Annotated in this window: 19 protein-coding genes; 6 read left to right on the plus strand and 13 right to left on the minus strand. The window is 46.0% G+C overall.

Features of this window, described 5'->3' with window-relative positions; translation table 11 throughout:
- Positions 1-3: 3 nt before the first annotated feature.
- The 9 genes from AYJ58_RS18360 to mazG all read right to left on the minus strand — a co-directional run bounded on the left by AYJ58_RS18360 (position 4) and on the right by mazG (position 8,459).
- Positions 4-639, minus strand: coding sequence for a protein-L-isoaspartate(D-aspartate) O-methyltransferase (locus AYJ58_RS18360; protein WP_012197442.1), 636 nt, complete (start codon positions 637-639; stop codon positions 4-6).
- Entirely contained in the window at positions 636-1,385 is a 750-nt protein-coding gene (gene surE, locus AYJ58_RS18365; RefSeq protein WP_106651220.1) for a 5'/3'-nucleotidase SurE, read from the minus strand. Before surE ends, AYJ58_RS18360 begins: the two co-directional genes overlap by 4 nt.
- On the minus strand, positions 1,382-2,506 hold the full coding sequence (gene truD, locus AYJ58_RS18370; protein ID WP_106651221.1) for a tRNA pseudouridine(13) synthase TruD: 1,125 nt from the start codon (positions 2,504-2,506) through the stop codon (positions 1,382-1,384). The genes surE and truD overlap by 4 nt, the downstream gene beginning before the upstream one ends.
- Positions 2,507-2,526: 20 nt before the next feature.
- Positions 2,527-3,012: a 2-C-methyl-D-erythritol 2,4-cyclodiphosphate synthase gene (gene ispF / locus AYJ58_RS18375; RefSeq protein WP_106651222.1), complete on the minus strand. Its 486-nt coding sequence runs from the start codon at positions 3,010-3,012 to the stop codon at positions 2,527-2,529.
- Positions 3,013-3,049: 37 nt separating this feature from the next.
- Positions 3,050-3,841, minus strand: coding sequence for a 2-C-methyl-D-erythritol 4-phosphate cytidylyltransferase (ispD, locus tag AYJ58_RS18380; RefSeq protein ID WP_106651223.1), 792 nt, complete (start codon positions 3,839-3,841; stop codon positions 3,050-3,052).
- A gap of 12 nt (positions 3,842-3,853) precedes the next feature.
- Positions 3,854-4,153, minus strand: coding sequence for a cell division protein FtsB (gene ftsB / locus AYJ58_RS18385; protein WP_106651866.1), 300 nt, complete (start codon positions 4,151-4,153; stop codon positions 3,854-3,856).
- Between the two features lie 99 nt (positions 4,154-4,252).
- Positions 4,253-5,548: a phosphopyruvate hydratase gene (gene eno, locus AYJ58_RS18390; protein ID WP_106651224.1), complete on the minus strand. Its 1,296-nt coding sequence runs from the start codon at positions 5,546-5,548 to the stop codon at positions 4,253-4,255.
- 230 nt (positions 5,549-5,778) lie between these two features.
- A complete protein-coding gene (locus tag AYJ58_RS18395; protein WP_106651225.1) occupies positions 5,779-7,416 on the minus strand; it encodes a CTP synthase in 1,638 nt (545 codons plus the stop codon).
- Between the two features lie 116 nt (positions 7,417-7,532).
- The gene (gene mazG / locus AYJ58_RS18400; protein WP_106651226.1) at positions 7,533-8,459 is read right to left on the minus strand and encodes a nucleoside triphosphate pyrophosphohydrolase; all 927 of its coding nucleotides are present in this window, start codon (positions 8,457-8,459) and stop codon (positions 7,533-7,535) included.
- Between the two features lie 508 nt (positions 8,460-8,967).
- On the opposite strand from mazG, the gene aguA reads away from it, so the two are divergent.
- A complete protein-coding gene (aguA, locus tag AYJ58_RS18405) occupies positions 8,968-10,080 on the plus strand; it encodes an agmatine deiminase (protein ID WP_106651227.1) in 1,113 nt (370 codons plus the stop codon).
- 73 nt (positions 10,081-10,153) lie between these two features.
- Positions 10,154-11,860 (plus strand): amidase, encoded by a 1,707-nt coding sequence (locus tag AYJ58_RS18410; RefSeq protein WP_106651228.1) that lies wholly within the window; start codon positions 10,154-10,156, stop codon positions 11,858-11,860.
- 218 nt (positions 11,861-12,078) lie between these two features.
- Here AYJ58_RS18410 and AYJ58_RS18415 read toward each other — a convergent pair whose 3' ends face one another.
- A complete protein-coding gene (locus AYJ58_RS18415; RefSeq protein ID WP_106651229.1) occupies positions 12,079-13,143 on the minus strand; it encodes a methionine synthase in 1,065 nt (354 codons plus the stop codon).
- An 81-nt stretch (positions 13,144-13,224) separates the two neighbouring features.
- Positions 13,225-14,199: a DUF1852 domain-containing protein gene (locus tag AYJ58_RS18420; protein ID WP_106651230.1), complete on the minus strand. Its 975-nt coding sequence runs from the start codon at positions 14,197-14,199 to the stop codon at positions 13,225-13,227.
- Positions 14,200-15,177: 978 nt separating this feature from the next.
- On the opposite strand from AYJ58_RS18420, the gene AYJ58_RS18425 reads away from it, so the two are divergent.
- The 4 genes from AYJ58_RS18425 to AYJ58_RS22240 all read left to right on the plus strand — a co-directional run bounded on the left by AYJ58_RS18425 (position 15,178) and on the right by AYJ58_RS22240 (position 17,644).
- On the plus strand, positions 15,178-15,726 hold the full coding sequence (locus AYJ58_RS18425; RefSeq protein ID WP_106651231.1) for a hypothetical protein: 549 nt from the start codon (positions 15,178-15,180) through the stop codon (positions 15,724-15,726).
- Between the two features lie 106 nt (positions 15,727-15,832).
- Positions 15,833-16,219, plus strand: coding sequence for a hypothetical protein (locus AYJ58_RS18430; RefSeq protein WP_106651232.1), 387 nt, complete (start codon positions 15,833-15,835; stop codon positions 16,217-16,219).
- Between the two features lie 11 nt (positions 16,220-16,230).
- Positions 16,231-17,259 (plus strand): hypothetical protein, encoded by a 1,029-nt coding sequence (locus AYJ58_RS18435; RefSeq protein WP_106651233.1) that lies wholly within the window; start codon positions 16,231-16,233, stop codon positions 17,257-17,259.
- Between the two features lie 205 nt (positions 17,260-17,464).
- Positions 17,465-17,644, plus strand: a complete 180-nt coding sequence (locus AYJ58_RS22240) for a hypothetical protein (RefSeq protein ID WP_106651234.1) — start codon at positions 17,465-17,467, stop codon at positions 17,642-17,644.
- Between the two features lie 31 nt (positions 17,645-17,675).
- Here AYJ58_RS22240 and relA read toward each other — a convergent pair whose 3' ends face one another.
- Positions 17,676-19,886 (minus strand): GTP diphosphokinase, encoded by a 2,211-nt coding sequence (relA, locus tag AYJ58_RS18445; RefSeq protein WP_106651235.1) that lies wholly within the window; start codon positions 19,884-19,886, stop codon positions 17,676-17,678.
- Between the two features lie 152 nt (positions 19,887-20,038).
- Positions 20,039-21,391 (minus strand): 23S rRNA (uracil(1939)-C(5))-methyltransferase RlmD, encoded by a 1,353-nt coding sequence (rlmD, locus tag AYJ58_RS18450; protein ID WP_106651236.1) that lies wholly within the window; start codon positions 21,389-21,391, stop codon positions 20,039-20,041.
- Between the last annotated feature and the right edge of the window lie 80 nt (positions 21,392-21,471).

Below are 21,471 nucleotides of genomic sequence, written 5' to 3' on the forward strand. Positions count from 1 at the left end.
AGGTTAAGCTAACTCTCCATTGATCAAAGGGACAAATTTAACCGTTTCAATTGTTTCCGAACTAAAACGTTCCCCTGTACGAGTGATTCGCATCAATTGTTGGGTGTCTTCGCCGACAGGCAGGACTAAGACTCCGCCCTCCGCTAACTGAGACAACAAGGCCTCAGGTATGGTTGAAGCGGCAGCGGTCACCATAATGGCATCGAACGGACTACGATTCGCCCAACCTAACCAGCCATCGCCATATTTAAACGACACATTATGTAAATCTAAGCGTTTTAAGCGCTGTCTTGCTTGAATTTGTAAGCCTTTTATTCGCTCGATAGTACAAAGCTGCGGCACCAATTGCGCTAAAATGGCTGCCTGATAACCCGAACCTGTACCCACTTCTAATACGCGCTGGGGCATCTTATGCAGTAAGAGTTCGGTCATACGGGCGACGATATAAGGCTGAGAGATAGTTTGCCCTTGGCCAATCGGTAAAGCGGTATTTTCATAGGCTTTATGGGCTAGCGCATTATCGAGAAACATTTCCCGCGGCGTATGCGATATCGCCTTTAACACGGCTTGATTGCGGATCCCCGCATCATGAAGCTTTTTAGCTAAGTTCACCGCCGATGTTAAGGCAACTCGAGTCATATTTTATCTACCCAATTTTGCAATGCCGTTAGTTGTCCGTAGGCAGTTAAATCAACCGTCAAAGGCGTAATTGACACATAGCCATTGGCGACAGCATGAAAATCAGTGCCCTCAGTGGCATCCTGCTCTTGTCCCGGTGGGCCGAGCCAGAAGATCTCGCGTCCTGCGGGATCTTGGGTTCGTACTATGCCTTCAGCCTTATGACGAGCGCCGAGACGGGTCACTTTAATGCCTTTAATTTGCTCAAGCGGCAAGTCCGGCACATTCACATTTAAGATCTGATCCTTTGCCAAAGGCTGGGCCAACAAACCTTGAACTATCCGCCGAGCATAAATCGCCGCCGATTGATAATGTTCGAATTTACGGCCATTGAGCGAAATCGCTACCGCAGGAAAACCTAAAAAGCGCCCTTCCATCGCGGCAGCAACCGTCCCCGAATACAAGGTATCATCGCCCATGTTCGCGCCCGCATTGATGCCAGACACCACCATATCGGGTTCACCATCGTACAATTCTCGGATAGCCAAATGCACACAATCGGTCGGTGTACCGTGAACTGAAATGTAACCGTTATCTAACCTATTAATTCTTAATGGATTAGTCAAGGTTAATGAATTACTCGCGCCGGAGCAGTTGCGATCAGGCCCTACTGTTAATACAGTCGCAATTTCGGTCAACGCCTCGGTTAAGGCTTTGATCCCCGGCGCATTAACCCCGTCATCGTTACTCACTAAAATGCGGATCATGACTCTGCTTCAGTGTTAGGCGCAGCTACAGGGTTAGTCTCTGCTACGACGTGGGTATTCGTTACCTCGGGCGCAGGCTCTTGCACTAGTGTCGCTTGCCATTGCTGCTCTTTAACATCTTGATAATTGACTAACTCTCTCAATAATGATGTTGCAAAACTGCCCGCAGGCAACACAAACTCCAGCACTAAGCCATCGGCGGTTTGTTCGTATTTCAGACCTTGGGGCTCAAGCAGTAACGGACGACGCTCTTGTTCTAATCCCGCATGTTCAAGGCCATAGCAATCGTCGGCCAATTCACTCATGGCCAAGGTTTCCACTGCTGCAGCTTCACCTTGGGGTAGCATCATGCCACGGCCCCATAAAGGTGCTGACAGTTGAATGTCTTTTTCAATCAGACGTTTCAACACGATGAGATCCCATTCAGGCGTAACAAAGAAGCTTTTACTGCCCGCCAACATCACACAATCACCTGCTAGCGGCTTAGTGCAATGGTTGGCCAAACGGTATGACACCACAGTGTTAAACAGATTTGAGCGCACCGCAGACAGGTACATGCTGCGCTTATTTCTGTCTTTGACTTTTTTACCCGCCATCATTTGGCGACCAAATACTAAGTTTTTACCATCGTGACCAAAGCGTTGCTCACCAAAGTAATTGGGCACGCCCACTTGAGCGACCTTTTCGATGCGGCTGATAATGTCTTCGACTTGGGTGACATTTCTAAGGGTAAGAATAAAACGGTTACCGACTAAAGCACCAATTCGCAGTTTTTTGCTGTGACGGCTGCTCGACAATATAGTCAAGCGCTCACTATTGAGATCTTTCCAAGTAGGCGTTTCTTTGCCCGGAATACGCACACCGAACCATTGTTCTGTGATGGCATTTTTATCTTTTTGCCCAGCGTAGGTCACTTCCTTTGGATGCACCTTAGCGAACTTAGCGATCATTTCAGCGACTTGTACTGTATTTAGCCCTTCTTTGCGTACATGCAGCATGTGATGTTCACCTTCACCCGTAGGGCTAAAAGGCAAAATCTCTTTCACGATAAAATCGCTATTGTGGGTTCTTAGATCTGCTGTACCTAAAGGCTTGCCATACAGATAATGTAATTCGCTCATGGGACTTTTTTACTCTTAAGTTAATCGTGTTTACGGGTCATCAATACCACGGCTTCTACCGCAATACCTTCTTTACGCCCGGTAAATCCTAGCTTTTCTGTCGTGGTCGCTTTGACATTAATATCGTCAAGTTCCGCGGTTAAATCGGCGGCCAATATCTGGCGCATAGCCTCAATGTGCGGCGCCATTTTAGGGGCTTGCGCTATGATAGTGACGTCAAGATTCCCTAGCACAAAGCCTTTTGCCCTCGCTAAAGCATAGCAATGACGTAACAATACGCGGCTATCGGCACCTTTATAGGCGGTATCTGTGTCGGGGAAATGTTTACCTATATCGCCCAGCGCTAGCGCACCGAGGATCGCATCGGAAATAGCATGCAATACCACATCACCATCGGAGTGAGCAACGAGACCTGTTTCATAGGGCACTTCCACACCACACAAAATTAACGGGCGTGTTTCGCCAAATTTATGCACATCGAAACCATGGCCGATACGGATTTTCATTTAATATTCCTAACGTATTATTTTACTTTGATTATGACTATTTTGCGGCACGCATTAAAAACAGTTCGGCCAATCCCAAATCATCGGGGTGCGTCACTTTTATATTGTCAGCACGGCCCGAAACGAGTCCAGGTGAAATGCCTGCCCATTCCATCGCCGAAGCCTCATCTGTGACTACCGCACCTGCCGCCAGAGCGGCATTGAGGTAATCTTTGAGTTGCGCGGCCTGAAATAACTGCGGCGTCAATGCATGCCATAAATTATCTCGGCAGACAGTGGCACTGATTTCACCCTGTTTATTGGCGCGCTTCATGGTATCGCGCACCGGCATGGCCAAAATAGCGCCTTGGGGAAATTGCACTCTGGATGCGAGTAGCTTGTCGATATCCGTCGCGGTTAAACAAGGTCTTGCCGCATCATGCACTAAGGCCCAACTGTGCTCGGGCGCAATTTGCAGCGCCGCCAACACAGAATCTGCGCGCTCACCGCCACCTAATACTGTGGTCAATTTAGGATGTGCGGCCTGTGACAGGGTATTGAAGATAGTATCATTCGGATGTAAGGCAACGATGACGTGGGAAATGTGCTTGTGAGACAACAGCTTATCTAAAGTATGGCCGAGAATACTCTGGCCGCACACTTCAAGATATTGTTTAGGTCTGTCGGCGCCCATGCGACTACCAATGCCCGCAGCGGGAACGATAGCCACCACAGCTTGAGTGCTATGCTCAGCTTGGCGCTGCAATTCAGTTTGCATTACCGGCTCAGATTGACTGCCTGGATTGGATTGTTCGCTTAATCCAAGATCTAAATGTCCTAGCTCTGACATCCTAACTCCATATTACTGGGATGGACTCGATACTGAGCGATCACCACCCACGACGCGATAGAAGGTTTCACCTTCTTTGACCATGCCAAGTTCGTTACGCGCACGTTCTTCTATGGCTTCGGTACCACTTTTCAAATCGATGATTTCTTCCTTCAGCACTTGGTTACGCTCATTGAGTTTGGCGTTACCTTCTTGCTGCACGGCAATTTGTTTTTGCAGCACGAAATATTCAGGAAGACTATTATCTCCCGACCAAAGACGAAATTGCAGCAAACCGAGTAGCACTATGAGTGCAATGACAAAAAATTTCATGGAGGAATTAGCGTCAGTATCTTGGATTAAAAAAATATACAGCAGATAGTACAACAAAAAAGGCCACCAAGTGGTGGCCTTTTTACATCAAAGTTTAAATTACGCCTGACCTTTGATCTCTTTCAAACCACGGTATGGCGCTTTTTCACCTAATTGCTCTTCGATGCGCAGCAATTGGTTGTATTTAGCAACACGGTCAGAACGACACAGTGAACCGGTTTTGATTTGGCCAGCAGCAGTACCTACGGCTAAGTCAGCAATAGTTGAATCTTCAGTTTCACCACTACGGTGTGAAATCACCGCTGTGTAACCCGCTTCTTTCGCCATGCGAATGGCCGCTAAAGTCTCAGTCAATGAACCGATTTGGTTGAACTTGATAAGGATTGAGTTAGCAATACCGTTTTCAATACCACGTGTTAAGATTTTAGTGTTAGTAACGAATAAATCGTCGCCCACTAATTGGATCTTGTCACCCATGATTTGAGTTTGATAAGCCCAACCATCCCAATCTGATTCGTCTAAGCCGTCTTCGATAGACACGATTGGGTATTGATCAGCCAATGATTTTAAGAAATCAGAGAAACCGTTCGAGTCGAATACTTTGCCTTCGCCCGCTAAATCGTATTTGCCGTCTTTGTAGAATTCAGATGCAGCGCAATCTAGCGCTAAGGTCACATCCGTACCTAACTTATAACCAGCCAATTCAACCGCTTCTTTAATAACAGCTAACGCATCAGCGTTTGAGGCTAAGTTAGGTGCAAAACCACCTTCGTCACCTACAGAAGTGCTGAGACCTTTGTCGTGCAATACTTTTTTCAGCGTATGGAAGATTTCAGCGCCCATGCGCAGTGCTTCACGGAAGGTTTTCGCGCCAACGGGTTGCACCATAAACTCTTGGATATCAACGTTGTTATCCGCGTGCTCGCCACCGTTTAAGATGTTCATCATAGGCACAGGCATAGAATATTGGCCTGGTGTACCGTTTAATTCAGCGATGTGCGCGTATAAAGGAATACCTTTAAATGCTGCGGCCGCTTTGGCAGCTGCTAAAGACACTGCCAGAATCGCGTTTGCGCCTAACTTGTCTTTGTTTTCTGTGCCATCTAAGTCGATCATGATTTGATCAAGCTCAGCTTGTGCAGTGGCATCTTTGCCTAATAATGCAGCGCGGATGACGCCGTTTACGTTAGCAACAGCCGTTAATACGCCTTTGCCTAAATAACGGCTCTTATCGCCATCACGTAATTCTAACGCTTCGCGGCTACCGGTCGATGCGCCAGAAGGTGCCGCAGCCATACCGACAAAACCACCTTCTAAATGCACTTCGGCTTCAACAGTTGGGTTACCACGAGAATCCATAATCTCGCGACCAATCACGTTAATAATCTTAGCCATAACACCCTCGATTTAAGTTTAAAGATAAAAGAAAAAACCAATACCTATGGGAATAAATGGAAGTCACATACCGCAGAAAATAACAAAATTCCATTTACGGTTTGCGTCCATACAGATGCAACTGATACGCATGCTGTTTATACCCAGAGGTATTAAGTTCTTATGTTTCAAGTAGCGATGAGTGTAGCAAAAGGCCGGCCCCACTGTCGCGGGTCCGGCCTCAAATATTCTTACTTCAGATCACGTTTTTGATGCGCACTTGCCGCAGCAATAAACCCTTCGAACAATGGGTGACCATCGCGTGGAGTTGAGGTGAATTCAGGATGGAATTGACCTGCTACAAACCATGGGTGATCTTTTAATTCGATCATTTCCACCAGCTTACGATCAGAAGACAAACCGCTGAAGATCATGCCAGCTTGTTCTAAACGCTCTCTGTATTTGTTGTTCACTTCGTAACGATGACGGTGACGTTCTACACAGCTAGTCCCTTTGTAGGCTTGGGCCGCTTTCGAACCATCGAGTAAATGACACAATTGAGCGCCTAAACGCATAGTACCACCTAAGTCAGACGCTTCATGGCGCTGCTCGACGTTACCTTCTTCGTCAATCCATTCAGTGATCAAACCCACGACTGGGAATGGTGTTTCTTTATTGAATTCAGTTGAATGTGCATCAGCCATGCCGGCAACATTACGCGCAAATTCAATCAGGGCAACTTGCATACCTAAACAAATACCAAAATAAGGTAGATTGTTTTCACGGGCAAATTTTGCCGCCAGTATCTTACCTTCAACACCACGCTCGCCAAAACCGCCTGGTACTAAGATACCGTCTAAGCCCTGTAAGACTTCTTCGCCTTTGGCTTCTACGGTTTGTGAATCAATGTACTTGATGGTCACTGATACGCGGTTTTTAAGGCCAGCGTGTTTTAATGCTTCGTTAACTGACTTATAGGCATCTGGCAGTTCGATGTATTTACCCACCATACCAATAACGACTTCGCCGTTTGGATTAGCTTCTTGATAAATCACATTTTCCCACTCAGACAGATCCGCTTCACGGCATTCTAAGCCGAAACGCTTAACCACTAGGTCATCCAAACCTTGCGAACGTAACAAAGCTGGGATTTTATAAATACTATCAACATCTTTTAATGAAATAACCGCACGCTCTTCGACGTTACAGAACAGCGAAATTTTGGCTTTTTCATTCGCAGGAATAGCACGATCACCACGGCAAACCAGCACATCTGGTGCAATACCGATAGAACGCAGCTCTTTCACTGAGTGTTGAGTTGGCTTAGTTTTCACTTCGCCTGCAGCACCTAAGAAAGGCACTAAGGTTAAATGCATGAACAGAGTACGATCACGACCCAGCTCAACACCGAGCTGACGGATAGACTCTAGGAACGGCAAAGATTCGATATCACCCACAGTACCGCCGATTTCGACGATAGCCACATCATGGCCTTCGCCACCTGCTAATACTTTTTCTTTAATCGCATTAGTGATGTGTGGGATAACCTGAATGGTTGCGCCCAAATAATCGCCACGACGTTCTTTACGTAATACTTCTTCGTAAATACGACCGGTAGTGAAGTTGTTACGACGATTCATCTTAGTACGGATGAAACGCTCGTAGTGACCCAAGTCGAGATCTGTTTCTGCACCGTCTTCAGTAACAAATACTTCGCCATGTTGGGTTGGGCTCATGGTACCCGGATCAACGTTAATGTAAGGGTCCAGTTTCATGATGGTTACATTGAGACCGCGGGCCTCTAAAATTGCAGCTAATGATGCTGCTGCAATGCCTTTACCTAGTGATGAAACCACGCCACCAGTAACGAAGATATACCTTGTAGTCATGCTGAACCTGAGAAAATGAGTTTGAAAATACGTGCTTGTAAGAAAGCACTAGGACGGGGCAGTAGTATACCAAAGGCGGCGCGATTCGACAAACACCAATCGGGATAATTTGCCGTTTATCTCGTCTCTGTCGCTTTTACTTGGTCCCAATAGGCATCGAGCTCCATTAATGTGTGCTCTTCCATGCTTTTACCGCTGTCACTCGCCAACTGTTCAACGCCGCGAAAACGGCGTTCAAATTTAAGATTGGCTTGTCGCAACGCTTGTTCTGGATCGACCTTAAGATGGCGAGCTAAATTCACCACGGCAAACAGCAAGTCGCCCATTTCGGACTGCACTTTAGCTTGGTCTTGCTCGGGTTGATTCACTTCATGCAAGACTTCATCGATTTCTTCGTGAATTTTAGCGACCACGGGTTCAAGCTCTGCCCAATCAAACCCAACTCGCGCCACCCTTTGCTGAATTTTGATTGAGCGCGACAGCGCAGGTTGGGTACGCGGAATATTGTCTAACGCAGAAACCAGAGTATCAGCTTGAGTTTCACCCGCCACTTGCTGCGCCTTTTGTTCGCGTTCAGTCGCTTTAATCGCCTCCCAATTGGCTTTCATCGCTTGGGCGCTATCGCCTATTTGCGGATTTTGCTCGCCAAACACATGGGGATGACGGCGCGTCAACTTGTCGCTGATTTTCTCAATCACAGTAGCAAAATCAAACTTGCCTTGCTCTTTACCAAGCTGACAATAGAATACGATTTGAAATAACAAATCCCCGAGTTCATCGGGTAACTCATCCCAGGCTAAACGCTCTATGGTATCGGCAACTTCATAGGCCTCCTCTAAAGTAAAAGGCACTATGGTTTGAAACGTTTGCGCTTTATCCCACGGGCAACCTGTTTGTGGGTCGCGCAGTTTTTCCATAATGTTAAGCAGCGGCTCAACATCTGTTATAGAAAATCCCATTGTAGAAGTTTCAGTGAGAGAAGTTTCAGTGAGAGAAGGTTCAGTAGTAGAAAATGAGGTTAATGGCGCCGTGTGGGAAGTCATGCTGATATCCTTTAAAGATAAATACTGCAACGGGCGAATATTGAGAAAGAACAAAAAATACGCCTCCGCAGTGTTTTTTAGCAAAAGGCTACAATAAAGCGATGATGATAAGCTAGGTAAAATAAAAGTGCTATTTTGATGCTGAGATCAGATTTTAGTGACGTATTTCAACTAAGACTTATTTTAACTAAAGAGCGTTCGCTCCATTTCGTAATTCACTCATCTCGTGAGCAATAAATTGACAACCTTCCTCCCCAATAAATTCTCATCTATGTCCTGCATACAAGTATTTAGCGCAAGCCATCTTAAATGATAAGATACGCAGCAATATTTCAATGAAGCTAAAACTCACCGAGTGAAGACCTGACAATTTCGGCCAAACTATGCACATGATAAATGCGGTCCTTCAATTTATTCATTTGATTGATGTTAGGTATATTTCGATTCTGTCGTCCGATGTCAGGACGCACACCCTTATCGTTTTTAAGCATTACTGGAGACAAAACTCATGACAAACGTGACAGTGGATGCCACGCAGTTAACGACTAAGCCATCCCAAGATGGTTTTTATATGCCTGGCGAATGGGCTGCGCAGCAAGCGGTGTGGATGATTTGGCCCTATCGTCCTGATAACTGGCGTGCAGCTGGTGCTTATGCTCAGGCGACTTTCGCTAAGGTAGCCGATGCCATTGGTGCGGCAACCCCTGTTTATATGGGTGTCCCTAAAGCCTTTTTAGCCGAGGCCAAAACGGTAATGCCATCCCACGTTACCTTGGTTGAAATGGACAGTAACGATTGCTGGGCTCGCGATACTGGGCCAACCGTAGTTGTGAATGACAATGGCGAATGCCGTGGTGTTGACTGGGGCTTTAATGCTTGGGGCGGCCATAACGGTGGTTTGTACTTCCCATGGGATAAGGACGAGCAAGTCGCGCAGCAGATGCTTGCGCAGCATGGTTTTGCCCGTTACAGCGCGCCGCTGATCCTCGAAGGTGGCTCCATCCATGTCGATGGTGAAGGCACCTGTATGACAAGTGCAGAATGTTTACTTAACGCCAACCGTAACCCTGAACTGACAAAAGAACAGATTGAAGACTTACTGCGTGACTATTTGAATGTTAAGCAGTTTATCTGGTTGCAAGATGGCGTGTATATGGATGAGACCGATGGTCATATCGACAATATGTGCTGTTTTGCCCGTCCTGGTGAAGTCATTCTGCACTGGACTGATGATGAATCCGATCCACAATATCCACGCTCAAAAGCGGCGCTAGAGGTGTTGCAAAATACCGTGGATGCCAAAGGCCGTAAGTTAAAAATCCATCTATTGCCACAACCGGGGCCGCTGTATTGCACCGAAGAAGAATCAAAAGGTGTGACCGAAGGCACTGGCGTGCCACGCACGGCGGGTGAGCGTTTAGCGGGTTCTTATGTGAACTTTTTAATCACCAATAATCGCATCGTGTTCCCGTTGCTTGATCCTGCAACCGATGATATCGCCGCCCAAAAACTGCAGGAAATCTTCCCAGAGCATGAGATTGTGGGTGTGCCAGCCCGTGAGATTTTATTAGGTGGCGGCAATATCCATTGTATTACTCAGCAAATCCCTGCTGGAAAGTAACCCAAGGAGAACAGCATGACGATTGATGTCACTGTTATTACACCACAATTAGCTTTCAGCGGGAGGACGTAAGATGTTTGAAGTCACTGAAGTTTCTATTGCCGAGTTGCGTGCTGCGCTCGAGTCCGGCCGCACCACCGCAGTGGAGTTGGTTAAGTCGTATCTCGCGCGGGTTGAGGCGTATGACGGCCCTGCGACAAAGACTAAGCTCAATGCGTTAGTGGTGCCCAATCCCGATGCGCTGAAAGAAGCTGAGGCGTCAGATGCGCGCCGCGCCCGTGGTGAAACACTGAGCCCACTTGAGGGTATTACGTATACCGCCAAGGATAGCTATTTGGTGAAGGGACTGACGGCGGCGTCTGGCAGCCCAGCCTTTAAGGATTTAGTGGCGCAATATGATGCCTTTGCCGTTGAGCGCCTACGCGCCGCGGGTGCCATTTGCTTAGGCAAAACCAATATGCCACCCATGGCGAATGGCGGCATGCAGCGTGGTCACTATGGCCGCGCTGAAAGCCCCTACAATGCGAACTATCTGACTGCGCCCTTTGCCTCGGGCTCTTCTAATGGGGCGGGCACGGGCACAGCGGCAAGTTATTCGGCTTTCGGTCTTGCCGAAGAAACTTGGTCGAGTGGCCGTGGCCCTGCGTCCAATAATGGTTTATGTGCCTATACACCGTCTCGCGGCGTGATTTCCGTGCGCGGTAACTGGCCGTTAACGCCGACCATGGATGTCGTCGTGCCTTATACCCGCACTATGGCCGATATGCTTGAAGTGCTGGATGTGATTGTGGCCGACGATCCTATCACCCGTGGCGATCTCTGGCGTCTGCAACCTTGGGTTCAAATCCCTAAAGCTTCTAGCGTTCGCCCAGAATCCTATCTGGAGCTTGCCGCTCAAGCCGACACGCTTAAAGGTAAGCGTTTTGGTGTGCCGCGCATGTACATCAATAAGGATGAATTGGCGGGCACTAGCGAAAACCCAGGTATCGGGGGGCCAACGGGTCAACGTATTCATACTCGCCAATCGGTTATCGATTTATGGGAAGCGGCGCGTAAAGCACTAGAAGCTGCAGGTGCGGAAGTGATTGAAGTCGATTTTCCGCTGGTGTCAAATTGCGAAGGCGACCGCCCCGGCGCGCCGACCGTGTTTAACCGTGGCATAGTGACGCCTCAGTTCCTCCATGATGAATTATGGGAACTCTCGGGTTGGGCATTCGATGAATTCCTGCGGGCGAACAACGACCCTAAACTCAACAAGCTTGAAGATGTGGTGGGACATTTGATATTCCCCCATGACCTCGGCACCTTGCCAAACCGTGAAGGTGACTTAGCGGCAGGCATGGAAGAGTATGTCAACATGGCTAAGCGTGGTCTTAAATCCTATGACCAGCTCGACAGTATTCCCGATGGTCTGCGTGGTTTAGAGAAGACCCGTAAGCTGGATCTCGAAGACTGGATGGACGGACTTAAGCTTGATGCCGTGCTGTTCCCTACCGTGGCCGATGTCGGCCCTGCCGATGCCCATGTGAATCCGGCTTCAGCCGATATCGCTTGGAGCAATGGAGTTTGGGTCGCTAACGGTAACCTAGCAATTCGTCACTTAGGCGTGCCGACTGTGACTGTGCCTATGGGCGTGATGGCCGATATTGGTATGCCAGTGGGGTTAACCTTCGCGGGCCGTGCCTATGACGATAATAACCTGCTGAAATTTGCAGGTGCATTTGAGTCGACAGGCGACAAGCGCATGATCCCACCACGCACGCCAAAGCTTGGTGAATAAGCGCCAAGACAATGTATAAACCTAAGCACTAAATGTAAGCACTAAATGTAAGCACTAACCGTAAGCACTAAATGCATTAGCTTAGAAATGAAAACGGGATTGGCATCTATTTGCCAATCCCGTTTTTTAATACCGACGTCGATACCCTTTCAACAAAGCTAGACTTATGCCGCTATAAAACATACTGCTGTAAAACATACAGCAACACTTAACGCGTCTTATCTTAACGCCAAGAGTTCTTTTCTGATGATCTCTGCGCCTGCACTCAAGGCATTGAGTTTCCCTCTTGCGACTTGATGGGATAAAGGCGTCATGCCGCAGTTGGTACAAGGATAGAGCTTGTCGGCATCAACAAATTTGAGGGCTTTTCGTAGAGTGTCAGCCACTTCCTCTGCAGTTTCAATCGTGTCGGTGGCAACATCAATCGCGCCGACCATGACTTTCTTACCGCGAATGAGTTCAAGTAGCTCCATTGGCACATGGGAGTTGTGACATTCAAGCGAGATAATATCGATATTCGATTTTTGCAGTTTAGGAAACACTTCTTCATATTGACGCCACTCTGAGCCTAAAGTTTTTTTCCAATCTGTATTGGCTTTAATGCCGTAGCCATAACAAATATGTACCGCCGTTTCGCATTTAAGGCCTTCAATGGCTCTTTCTAAACAGGCAATTCCCCAATCGTTTACCTCATCAAAAAACACATTAAAAGCAGGCTCGTCAAATTGGATAATATCAACACCGGCCGCTTCTAATTCTTTGGCTTCCTCATTAAGAATTTTGGCAAATTCCCAAGCAAGCTTTTCGCGACTTTTATAATGGTCATCATAAAGCGTATCTATCATGGTCATTGGGCCAGGCAGCGCCCATTTAATCCGTTGCGTGGTTTGCTTGCGTAAAAATTTGGCATCCTCAACAAACACCGACTTTTGGCGGCTCACTGGGCCGACAACCGTGGGCACACTCGCATCATAGCGATCACGAATTTTCACGGTTTTACGTTTTGAAAAATCAACGCCGTTGAGGTGCTCAATAAACGTAGTGACAAAATGCTGCCGCGTTTGCTCGCCATCACTGACAATATCAATCCCTGCGTGTAGTTGATCCTGTAATGACAAACGCAGTGCATCGTGCTTACCTGTAATTAATTCCTCTCCTTGCAATTTCCATGGAGACCAAAGTGTTTCAGGCTCTGCAAGCCATAAAGGTTTAGGCAAACTGCCCGCAGTTGAAGTCGGTAGCAGTCCGTTGTTAATCAGGTTTTTATTAAGTCTTGTTGTCATGATAATGATGCCGTATTGAATTAATTATTGGACGTGGCTTTAAAGCCGTTCTGCGAAGAAAAGTGATTAAACGCAAAGCGACTAAACGGAATTAGCAGACCATTGTTCAAAAAACGTTTGGTAGGGCTTGATAAAGTGCTCCGCTGCAAATTTGCCTTGCTCATTCGCCAGTTGACTGCGTTCTGCTCGGTCATAAACAATTTGAGTCAGTGAATGATCCAAGTTTTTCAAATTGGGTTGATAGCATTTCCCTGCAACAGCATTGGCGTTATAAATCTCAGGGCGATAGATTTTTTGAAAAGTTCCCATAGTGCTGATGGTGCTTATCAACTCAAGATGGGTGTAATCATTGAGTAAATCACCAAAGAAATAAAAAGCTAACGGCGCCACACTATTGGGCGGCATAAAATAGCGCACCTGTAAGCCCATTTTTTTGAAATATTGCTCAGTTAAAGACGATTCATTTGGCTGATATTCAACCCCTAATACGGGATGCTGATTCTCAATTCTATGGTAGGTTTTATTATCCGACACACTGAGACAGATAACAGGTGGCTTATTAAAATTCTGTTTGTAAGCATCAGAATTAACAAAAGACTGAAATAGCTTGCCATGTAGACGACCAAAATCATCTGGAATACTAAATTTGGCTTGGCCCTTATTATGTTCTGCAAGTAATACGCTAAAGTCATAATCGCGTACATAAGATGAAAAATTATTACCGACAATGCCTTCAATACGTTTATTGGTTTTATGATCAACAATATTGGTTTTCAAAACTTCAATCGATGGAAAAGTTTGACCACTGCCGTCAATATCCAGATTAACTGAGATGATTTCCAGCTCGACGCTATAACGATCGCCTTTAGGGTTATCCCAGTGCGCTAAGGCATTAAAACTGTTATCAATCATCTTTAACGCATTGCGTAAGTTGGCTTGGCGATGACTGCCTCTGGCCAAATTAGCAAAGTTGGTGGTGATACGCGTCTTGTCTGAGGGATGATAATTTTCATCAAGACAAATGCTGTTAATCGTAAATGTAAAATGCTTATTCATAGTGATCCAGTATCCCATTGTCTGATTTCAAACCTGAGTTTATGCCCTGCGCTTCTCGCTTCTAGACCGGACTCTGATAGACATCATTCGTGTTCTGTCTGAGGTTCTATTTACCTTAAGTGCCGATGACTTAAGTCCTGATGGCTTAGCTAGGGTGCAACTTCAAGCTTGTCTAATATTTCGCTTGGGGTCATTTATACGTGGTTCGGCACATGAACAAAAACGGTTTTATTTCACATACAACATGAGCCATATTCATGATCAATTAGCATGGCTTTGTGGATTAACCTGAACTTGGGATTGGGAAAAGCGCGGGGCTGCAATTATTGTCGAGCTTGCTCTCCAAGAGCCGGCTTGTAATAGCCGATTACACATATTTTCCCAAAGCTCGTTGCATTACCTGTTGCGCGATACATTGTCATTACTTCCCTAGTGACTCACCACCTTTTTGTTTAACAAAAAGCGTCCCTGAGGGCTCTACTAAAACATATCCTGTTTTAGAAGGTCACTAGTGCAACAATGCCAATCTTAACTAACCCTCTCGCGGCTCGTTTAGCTAAAAAGCTATTCCCCCATTGCGCGTTAGCAAAATGGCACCTAGCTAAATCCTACATAAGAACATTGACCCAATTTTAGTAATGCTACAAAGTTCTGGCTTTTTCCGTTATCCAACCGCAATTACGTTAGCCAATGAGAAAATGTGGTGCGAATATCAGCCTGAATGCGGGGCCCAAATGCTGTCAACCAAGGTCAACTATCAGTCGAAAGTGAGCGTAAAAGAATGAGAAAGCTAAAACGATATCAAGTGATTACCCATCGAACTGTATAAAAAACTTCTACCGCAAAAAAGCAAACTCCTATAGCATCATTTATACCCATTTACACGGATGTGGCAGCGGCCAAGTCCAACAAGCGATTTATGCCCTGCAAACAGCGCAGCGCATAAATACTAAGACGTTATATTTTCAAGGAGTTTTTGTGCAAACTAAGGTAGTGGGGTTTTGCTCTGTATCAGCATTGGTTGGCTTTGGAGCGTGGTTTTACAATGAGCCTTCATTTGAACCCGCAATTGGCTTTATTGTGAGCATTGGTGCCTTAGCTGCTAATTACTGGCCAAAGAAACCTGAAAAGTATGCTTCGAATCGCCTTAAAGGCAGGAATACTTTCAACTATAGCAATAATAATGGACGCTTTGTCATCGGGAGCAATGAGCTTCTATTTGAAACTGCATGGTCAAAAGCAAGCGATGAATCAATTCATGTATACAACGATCCTGCTTCGATTAAAGGGGTAGCTTTAGTCAAAGGAGTTCCTGCAATCAATCTTATCTCTAACGCAAAGTCCTATGACTTTTCATCGAGAAGTAGAACACCGCAAGAAGGGGATATAGTTGTATTTGAAAATTCCTATGGGAATTTTGCTGCGGTAAAAATTATCGATATCAAGGACAACACCAGAAGTGATTCGATAGATGAATTAACTTTTGAATACGTCATTAACCCGGATGGCCATACGGACTTTCGGTGAAAATATAACAAGCGCAGGTACAGGGATAAATTTTCCGCTGTGCTTCAAATTTACCCGTGCTGCGGGCATTAGGTGAATCTTATAGTTCTGCTGATATTGGATAATTATGATAGAAGAATTTTTAGAGCGAATTGAAGAAGTTGGATTTAGCGTTACAAGGCGCAATAAAAATAAAATTTTCATAGGGTTAGATTGTTGTCCTCAATGGAGAATATTCCTTGAGGATATTGATGATGAAAAACTGTTTCCAGTTTTCTACTATCGGCAGCGACGAATAGAAGAAGTTACTGATTTACATGTAATTGTGCCAACAGTCTTTACCGCTATTGCAAAATCTAGAGGACTGAGTTCATTTCGATTTCTAGGTGAACATAATGATTTCAGTGAAATCGAAGACGAATTATATGGGATGTATTGGTTTCCAGCTCAACCTTTAAATGAACGAATCAGAAAAAAAGTAAACAAGACTTTGAGTGTTTCTTCAATATCTTAATGGATCTCTATATGTTCCATATGTATCAAGGAAATATCTTGGGTGCTGTTAGCTATTGCCCAGATGATTTCTCTTTTGACTCTCCTGAACTCAGTGTTTGGGTAGACAAAATAAGAGATTTTATTGGTGAGGATGAATCTTACGTAGCCAATATCCGTATGAATCCTGACTGGCTATTTTTTCGCAGCTTTTCTGGAGAGTTTTCAGTGTTTAAAAGTACACATATATCTGGATTACTTAAGGAGATTGCTGCCAAAAATGATACTGCGGAGACGATAATCGGAGTTACCTCAAATGTTGAAATCATAAATGACATACGCACAACCATTTCATTTAAAGATGAGGAATTTGCTAAAGATCTTCTTGTGGAGTTAGGGGATGCATCAGATTTAAAGGTTATATCACAAGAAAATCAGCTTCTGTTTATTAGCAACCATCATGTGGTAATTAAGTACACTAACTGTGGTTTAGAGTCTGTCGCAGAAGAAAAAGAATTGATTAGACTTCGTCAACAAAAAGAGATTTCTCTACTATTTGGTGACCAAAAGTTTGAATGGAACATTATTGATCGGCAAGCCAGTGGAGAATTTGAGGATCTAATTCTTGAACTTCTAGATCGTGAACCATGGGTATTTTCTGTTAAGAAAGTAGCCCCCACGAATCAGGGTGACAATGGTCGAGATTTGATTTGTGAATACAATATGCTCCACCATGAAAATCGAGTTTCTAAAGGAGCTGAATCTATCAAACTCGGGAAAATGATTATTCAGTGTAAAACAAATTTAAAACACTCTAAGACTACTTCAATTGGTAAATCAGGTGTAGACATGCCAAGTACGTTATTTGATTATCGACCTGATGGTTATATGTTGGTTGTAAATACCCAAACTACACGTGATTTAACAGAAATGTTAGAACGTCAAAGAGATAGAAAAGAGCAGAATGCAATACTTTGGTGGAATGCTTTTGATGTTGAAGATCGGTTACGCAAATATCCGGATATTTTAGCTCGTTACCGTCATATAGTAGATTATGCGTAATTCACCTAGCAAGCACTTTAAACTGAACAAAAAAAACAGTTGGTTACGTTTCATTTTGCTCCACATTATAGCCAACAATTTTTGTCCGCTTAAGTGGGCTTTACCCATAGAAATCTTAATCCAAAACTGACGAGTTAAAATTAAGTCTTTAACTCGGAAATGTCCAAAAGCGTGCTGCGTAACGCTAATGCCAAAAAGGTGAGCCATGGTGATTAGCGAGACGACCATCCGCCCCATGGACGGGGCGGTCGAGCATCCACGGATGGACTGGCTGCGCGTCGGGGAGCAAATGCCATGGCAAAACATTACTCAAAACGATGAACAGCCTCCCTACCGCCCCAATCCTTTATCTCTTGCTTCTAGATGGCTTCTAGATGGCTTCTAGATATCGCTCGCTTCGAAAGGCGTTGCTAGCCTTAAAGCCGTCTTGCCTCTATCACGCTATCGACTTGGGTCAGTTTAGATAACACCCGCGATAAACCATCGAGGTTATAAAGCTCCAGTTCCAACTCAATTGCGGCTGTCTGGTTTTTAGTATCCGATGAGGAGCTCATGGCCAATACATTGGATTTTTCGGCCGCCAGCACTGAGGTTAAGTCACGCAATAAGCCACTGCGATCGTGGGCTAATACCCGCAGACGCATGCGATAACCGCCGGAGTAATTTTCGCCCCAGACCACATCGACACCACGCTCTGGGTGAACCCGCATTAACTCTTTAACTTGTTCACAATCAGCGCGATGCACAGAAATGCCACGGCCTTTAGTGATAAAACCTAAGATTTCATCACCGGGAACGGGCTGACAACAACGGGCGATATGGTTAAGCAAGTTACCCACACCGTTGACTTCAACCTGACCACGGCCACTGGAGGTCGGTTTATGTTGGCCTTTCTTGACTAATTCTTCGACCGCATCTTCTTCTGACACTTCGTCTAGTCGCAGACGACTCTGAATATGGTTAACCACTTGATGCAGACGCACATCACCGCCGCCAATGGCCGCCAGTAAGTCATCCATGCTCGCCATATTAAAGCGCTCGACCGCGATGGCGGCGTCTTTAATTTTAAGGCTCACCCGCGCCAATTCAGATTCGAGCATTTCTTTGCCGGCGACAATATTCTTGTCTCTGTCCTGCTGCTTAAACCAATGCTGGATTTTCGAACGCGCCCGCGAGGTACGGATATAACCTAAGTTAGGGTTAAGCCAGTCGCGCTTGGGGTTGGGCTGTTTCGAGGTGATGATCTCGATACGCTCGCCCGTTTCAACCTGATAAGTGAACGGCACAATACGGCCATCGACCTTAGCACCAATACATTTATGACCCACTTGTGAGTGAATGTAATAGGCAAAGTCGAGCACGGTTGAGCCTAGTGGCAAGTCAACGACTTCACCGCTTGGGGTGAACACATAGACTCTGTCTTCAAACACTTGGCTGCGCACTTCTTCGACCAAGTTACCACTTTCGACCACGTCTTCCTGCCATTGCAGAATTTTACGCAGCCAGTTAATTTTTTCTTCATAGCCACTTTGCTTACCGGAATGATTATTGCCTTCTTTATATTTCCAGTGCGCGGCCACACCCAGTTCTGCATCTTCATGCATGTCTTGGGTACGAATTTGAATTTCAACGGTTTTGCCCTCAGGCCCCACCACTACGGTATGAATCGATTGATAACCGTTAGGTTTAGGGTTAGCGACATAGTCGTCAAATTCCCGCGGAATATGGTGCCAAAGCGTATGCACAACACCTAATGCACCATAACAATCCTGCAAACGCTCAGTCACGATACGCACGGCGCGCACGTCAAACAACTCATCAAATTTGAGGTGCTTGCCCTTCATCTTGCGCCAGATACTGTAGATATGTTTCGGCCGGCCGTAGACCTTAGCGCGAATTTGATCTTCATCTAATCTTTGTTGCAATTGACTAACAAACTTGTCGATAAAGACTTCACGGTCCAGTCGTTTGCCATCTAATTGCTTAGCAATGTCTTTATAGGTATCAGGATGTAGATAGCGAAAAGAAATATCTTCCAGCTCCCACTTCAATTGCCCAATCCCTAAACGGTTAGCCAGCGGCGCATAAATATCGGCAATTTCGCGGGCCAACAGCACGCGAGTTTCTTCATCGGCATTTTTCACCGCCCGCAGCAAACACACACGCTCAGCAAGCTTAATCACCACGGCGCGCACATCTTCAACCATAGCCAGTAACATGCGGCGGATATTGTCGATTTGCGGCTCGGTGGAGCGACTATTGGGATTGATTTTTAAGGCGCCAATCGCATTCATGGTCACAACGCTCGCCACTAAACGCGCCAGCGGCTCACCAAACTTTTCTTTGATGGCCTCTTCGGTCAGTAACCCAGCATCGAATACCACAAACAGAATCGCCGCTTGCAGGGTTTCAATGTCCATGTTCAGCGGTGCGAGGATTTCAATCATCTCTCGAGCACGTTCGAGCAGTTCTGTCTTCGCCGCAGGACTCTTGGCGGGTAAGGCGTCAATCTGCCCTATCAAGGAGAGCAGCATCTGCGCTTCATCGGCATGACCGACATAGCGAGCCACCCAATCTTCTAACTGAAAATCGGGATCATTAAAGTGCGCTTCGCGAACAGAGACCATCTAATTTATTTCCTTATCCGTGCTCAGAGAGAAAGTGGGCACCACTTCAGCTCTCCTATCTTCAGCATTGGCGCGAACTTGTCAAACCCAACCGACGTAATAATCACATTTTTTACGTTATTCAAACGCTTTGCTTACTTTGCCAGCGCAAATTACTGGGTTAATTCAAACAGTGCCATGGCTTCGATATGGTGTGTTTGTGGGAACATGTCGATAAGTCCCAATTGCTGTAATCGGTAACCGCGCTCTAACAGTACAGCGCTATCGCGGGCCAAGCTCGCAGGATTACAAGAAACATACACGACTTTGCGCGGCTTCATTTTCTTCAGCCATTGCAAGCTTTCAAATGCCCCAGCACGGGCAGGATCGAGCAGTAATTTATCAATTTTGCCCATCCAAGGCTCAAGGGATAAATCCGCACTCAAGTCGCCGTGATAAAAGGTCAGTTTATCCAAATTGTTAGCTTTAGCGTTCACCCGTGCCTGAGTTACCATCTCGGCAACCCCTTCGACGCCAATCACATCCGCGCCCATTTTCGCTAAGGGCAAACTGAAATTCCCCATACCGCAGAACAAATCCAAAATGCGCTCATCAGGCGCTGGCGCTAACCAATCCATCGCTTGGGCGACCATGGCCTTGTTAATCTGTCCGTTCACTTGCACAAAGTTACCGGGTGTAAAGCTTAAACTCACCGTATCCGACTGCGCTTTGTCATCTAGCAGCTGATAAACAGGTAACACTAACTCGGCGCCAACGCCTTGGAATTGGCCTTCGTTGTCCTGCAAACAAATATGGATCTGATGCTGCTCGGCAAAGGCTGACAACTTAGCCAGATCTTTATCGTTGAGCGCCTTAGTGATACGCAGCACGGCGAAATGACCATTATCGGCGGCAATTAACTCAAGATGGCCTAAGCTCGATTTAGCCGACAATTGGTTCAACAACTTAGCAAAGGGGACGATCAAGTCAGATAACGGCTTAGCTAACACCTGACACTGGCTGATAGGCACCACATTGCTGCTACTGGCAGCACGAAAACCTAAGCTTAAGTGCTTGGTATTTTTATCAAATAAGGTCGCAAGACGGGCGCGGCGACGATAATGCCACCCTTCACCCGTTAATGCGGGTGATAACGTGCCGCCTTCGGCGCCGGCAAACTTAGCCATAATATCCAGCAGCGCCGCTTCTTTATGCTCACGCTGGCCCGCTAATGACATATGCTGTAAGTCGCAGCCGCCGCAGGTGTGATAGTGTGGACACTCAGGCTCGACGCGCTCAGAGCTAGGTGTATCGACTTTAATTAACTTGGCGCGGGCATAATTTTTCTTTTGCTCAGTGAGCTGTACCGTCACGGTTTCATCGGGCAAAGCGCCGGGGATAAACACGACTTTACCTTGATGTTGTGCTATACCGGCCCCTAAGTGATCGAGCTGATTGACGCTCAGCGATAACTTAGCCGACAACTGTTTGGAACTATTTGGTTTTGCTTTAAAAAATTGCGCCATTTCGGCCTCTAAATCAATAAAATACTGGCAAAGACCGCCCTCTTTCTGGCAGTCTTATAAAATTATCTTAGTCTCTGTCA

Source organism: Shewanella sp. Pdp11, from assembly GCF_002838165.1.
In the GTDB taxonomy this organism is placed as follows: Bacteria; Pseudomonadota; Gammaproteobacteria; order Enterobacterales; family Shewanellaceae; genus Shewanella; species Shewanella hafniensis.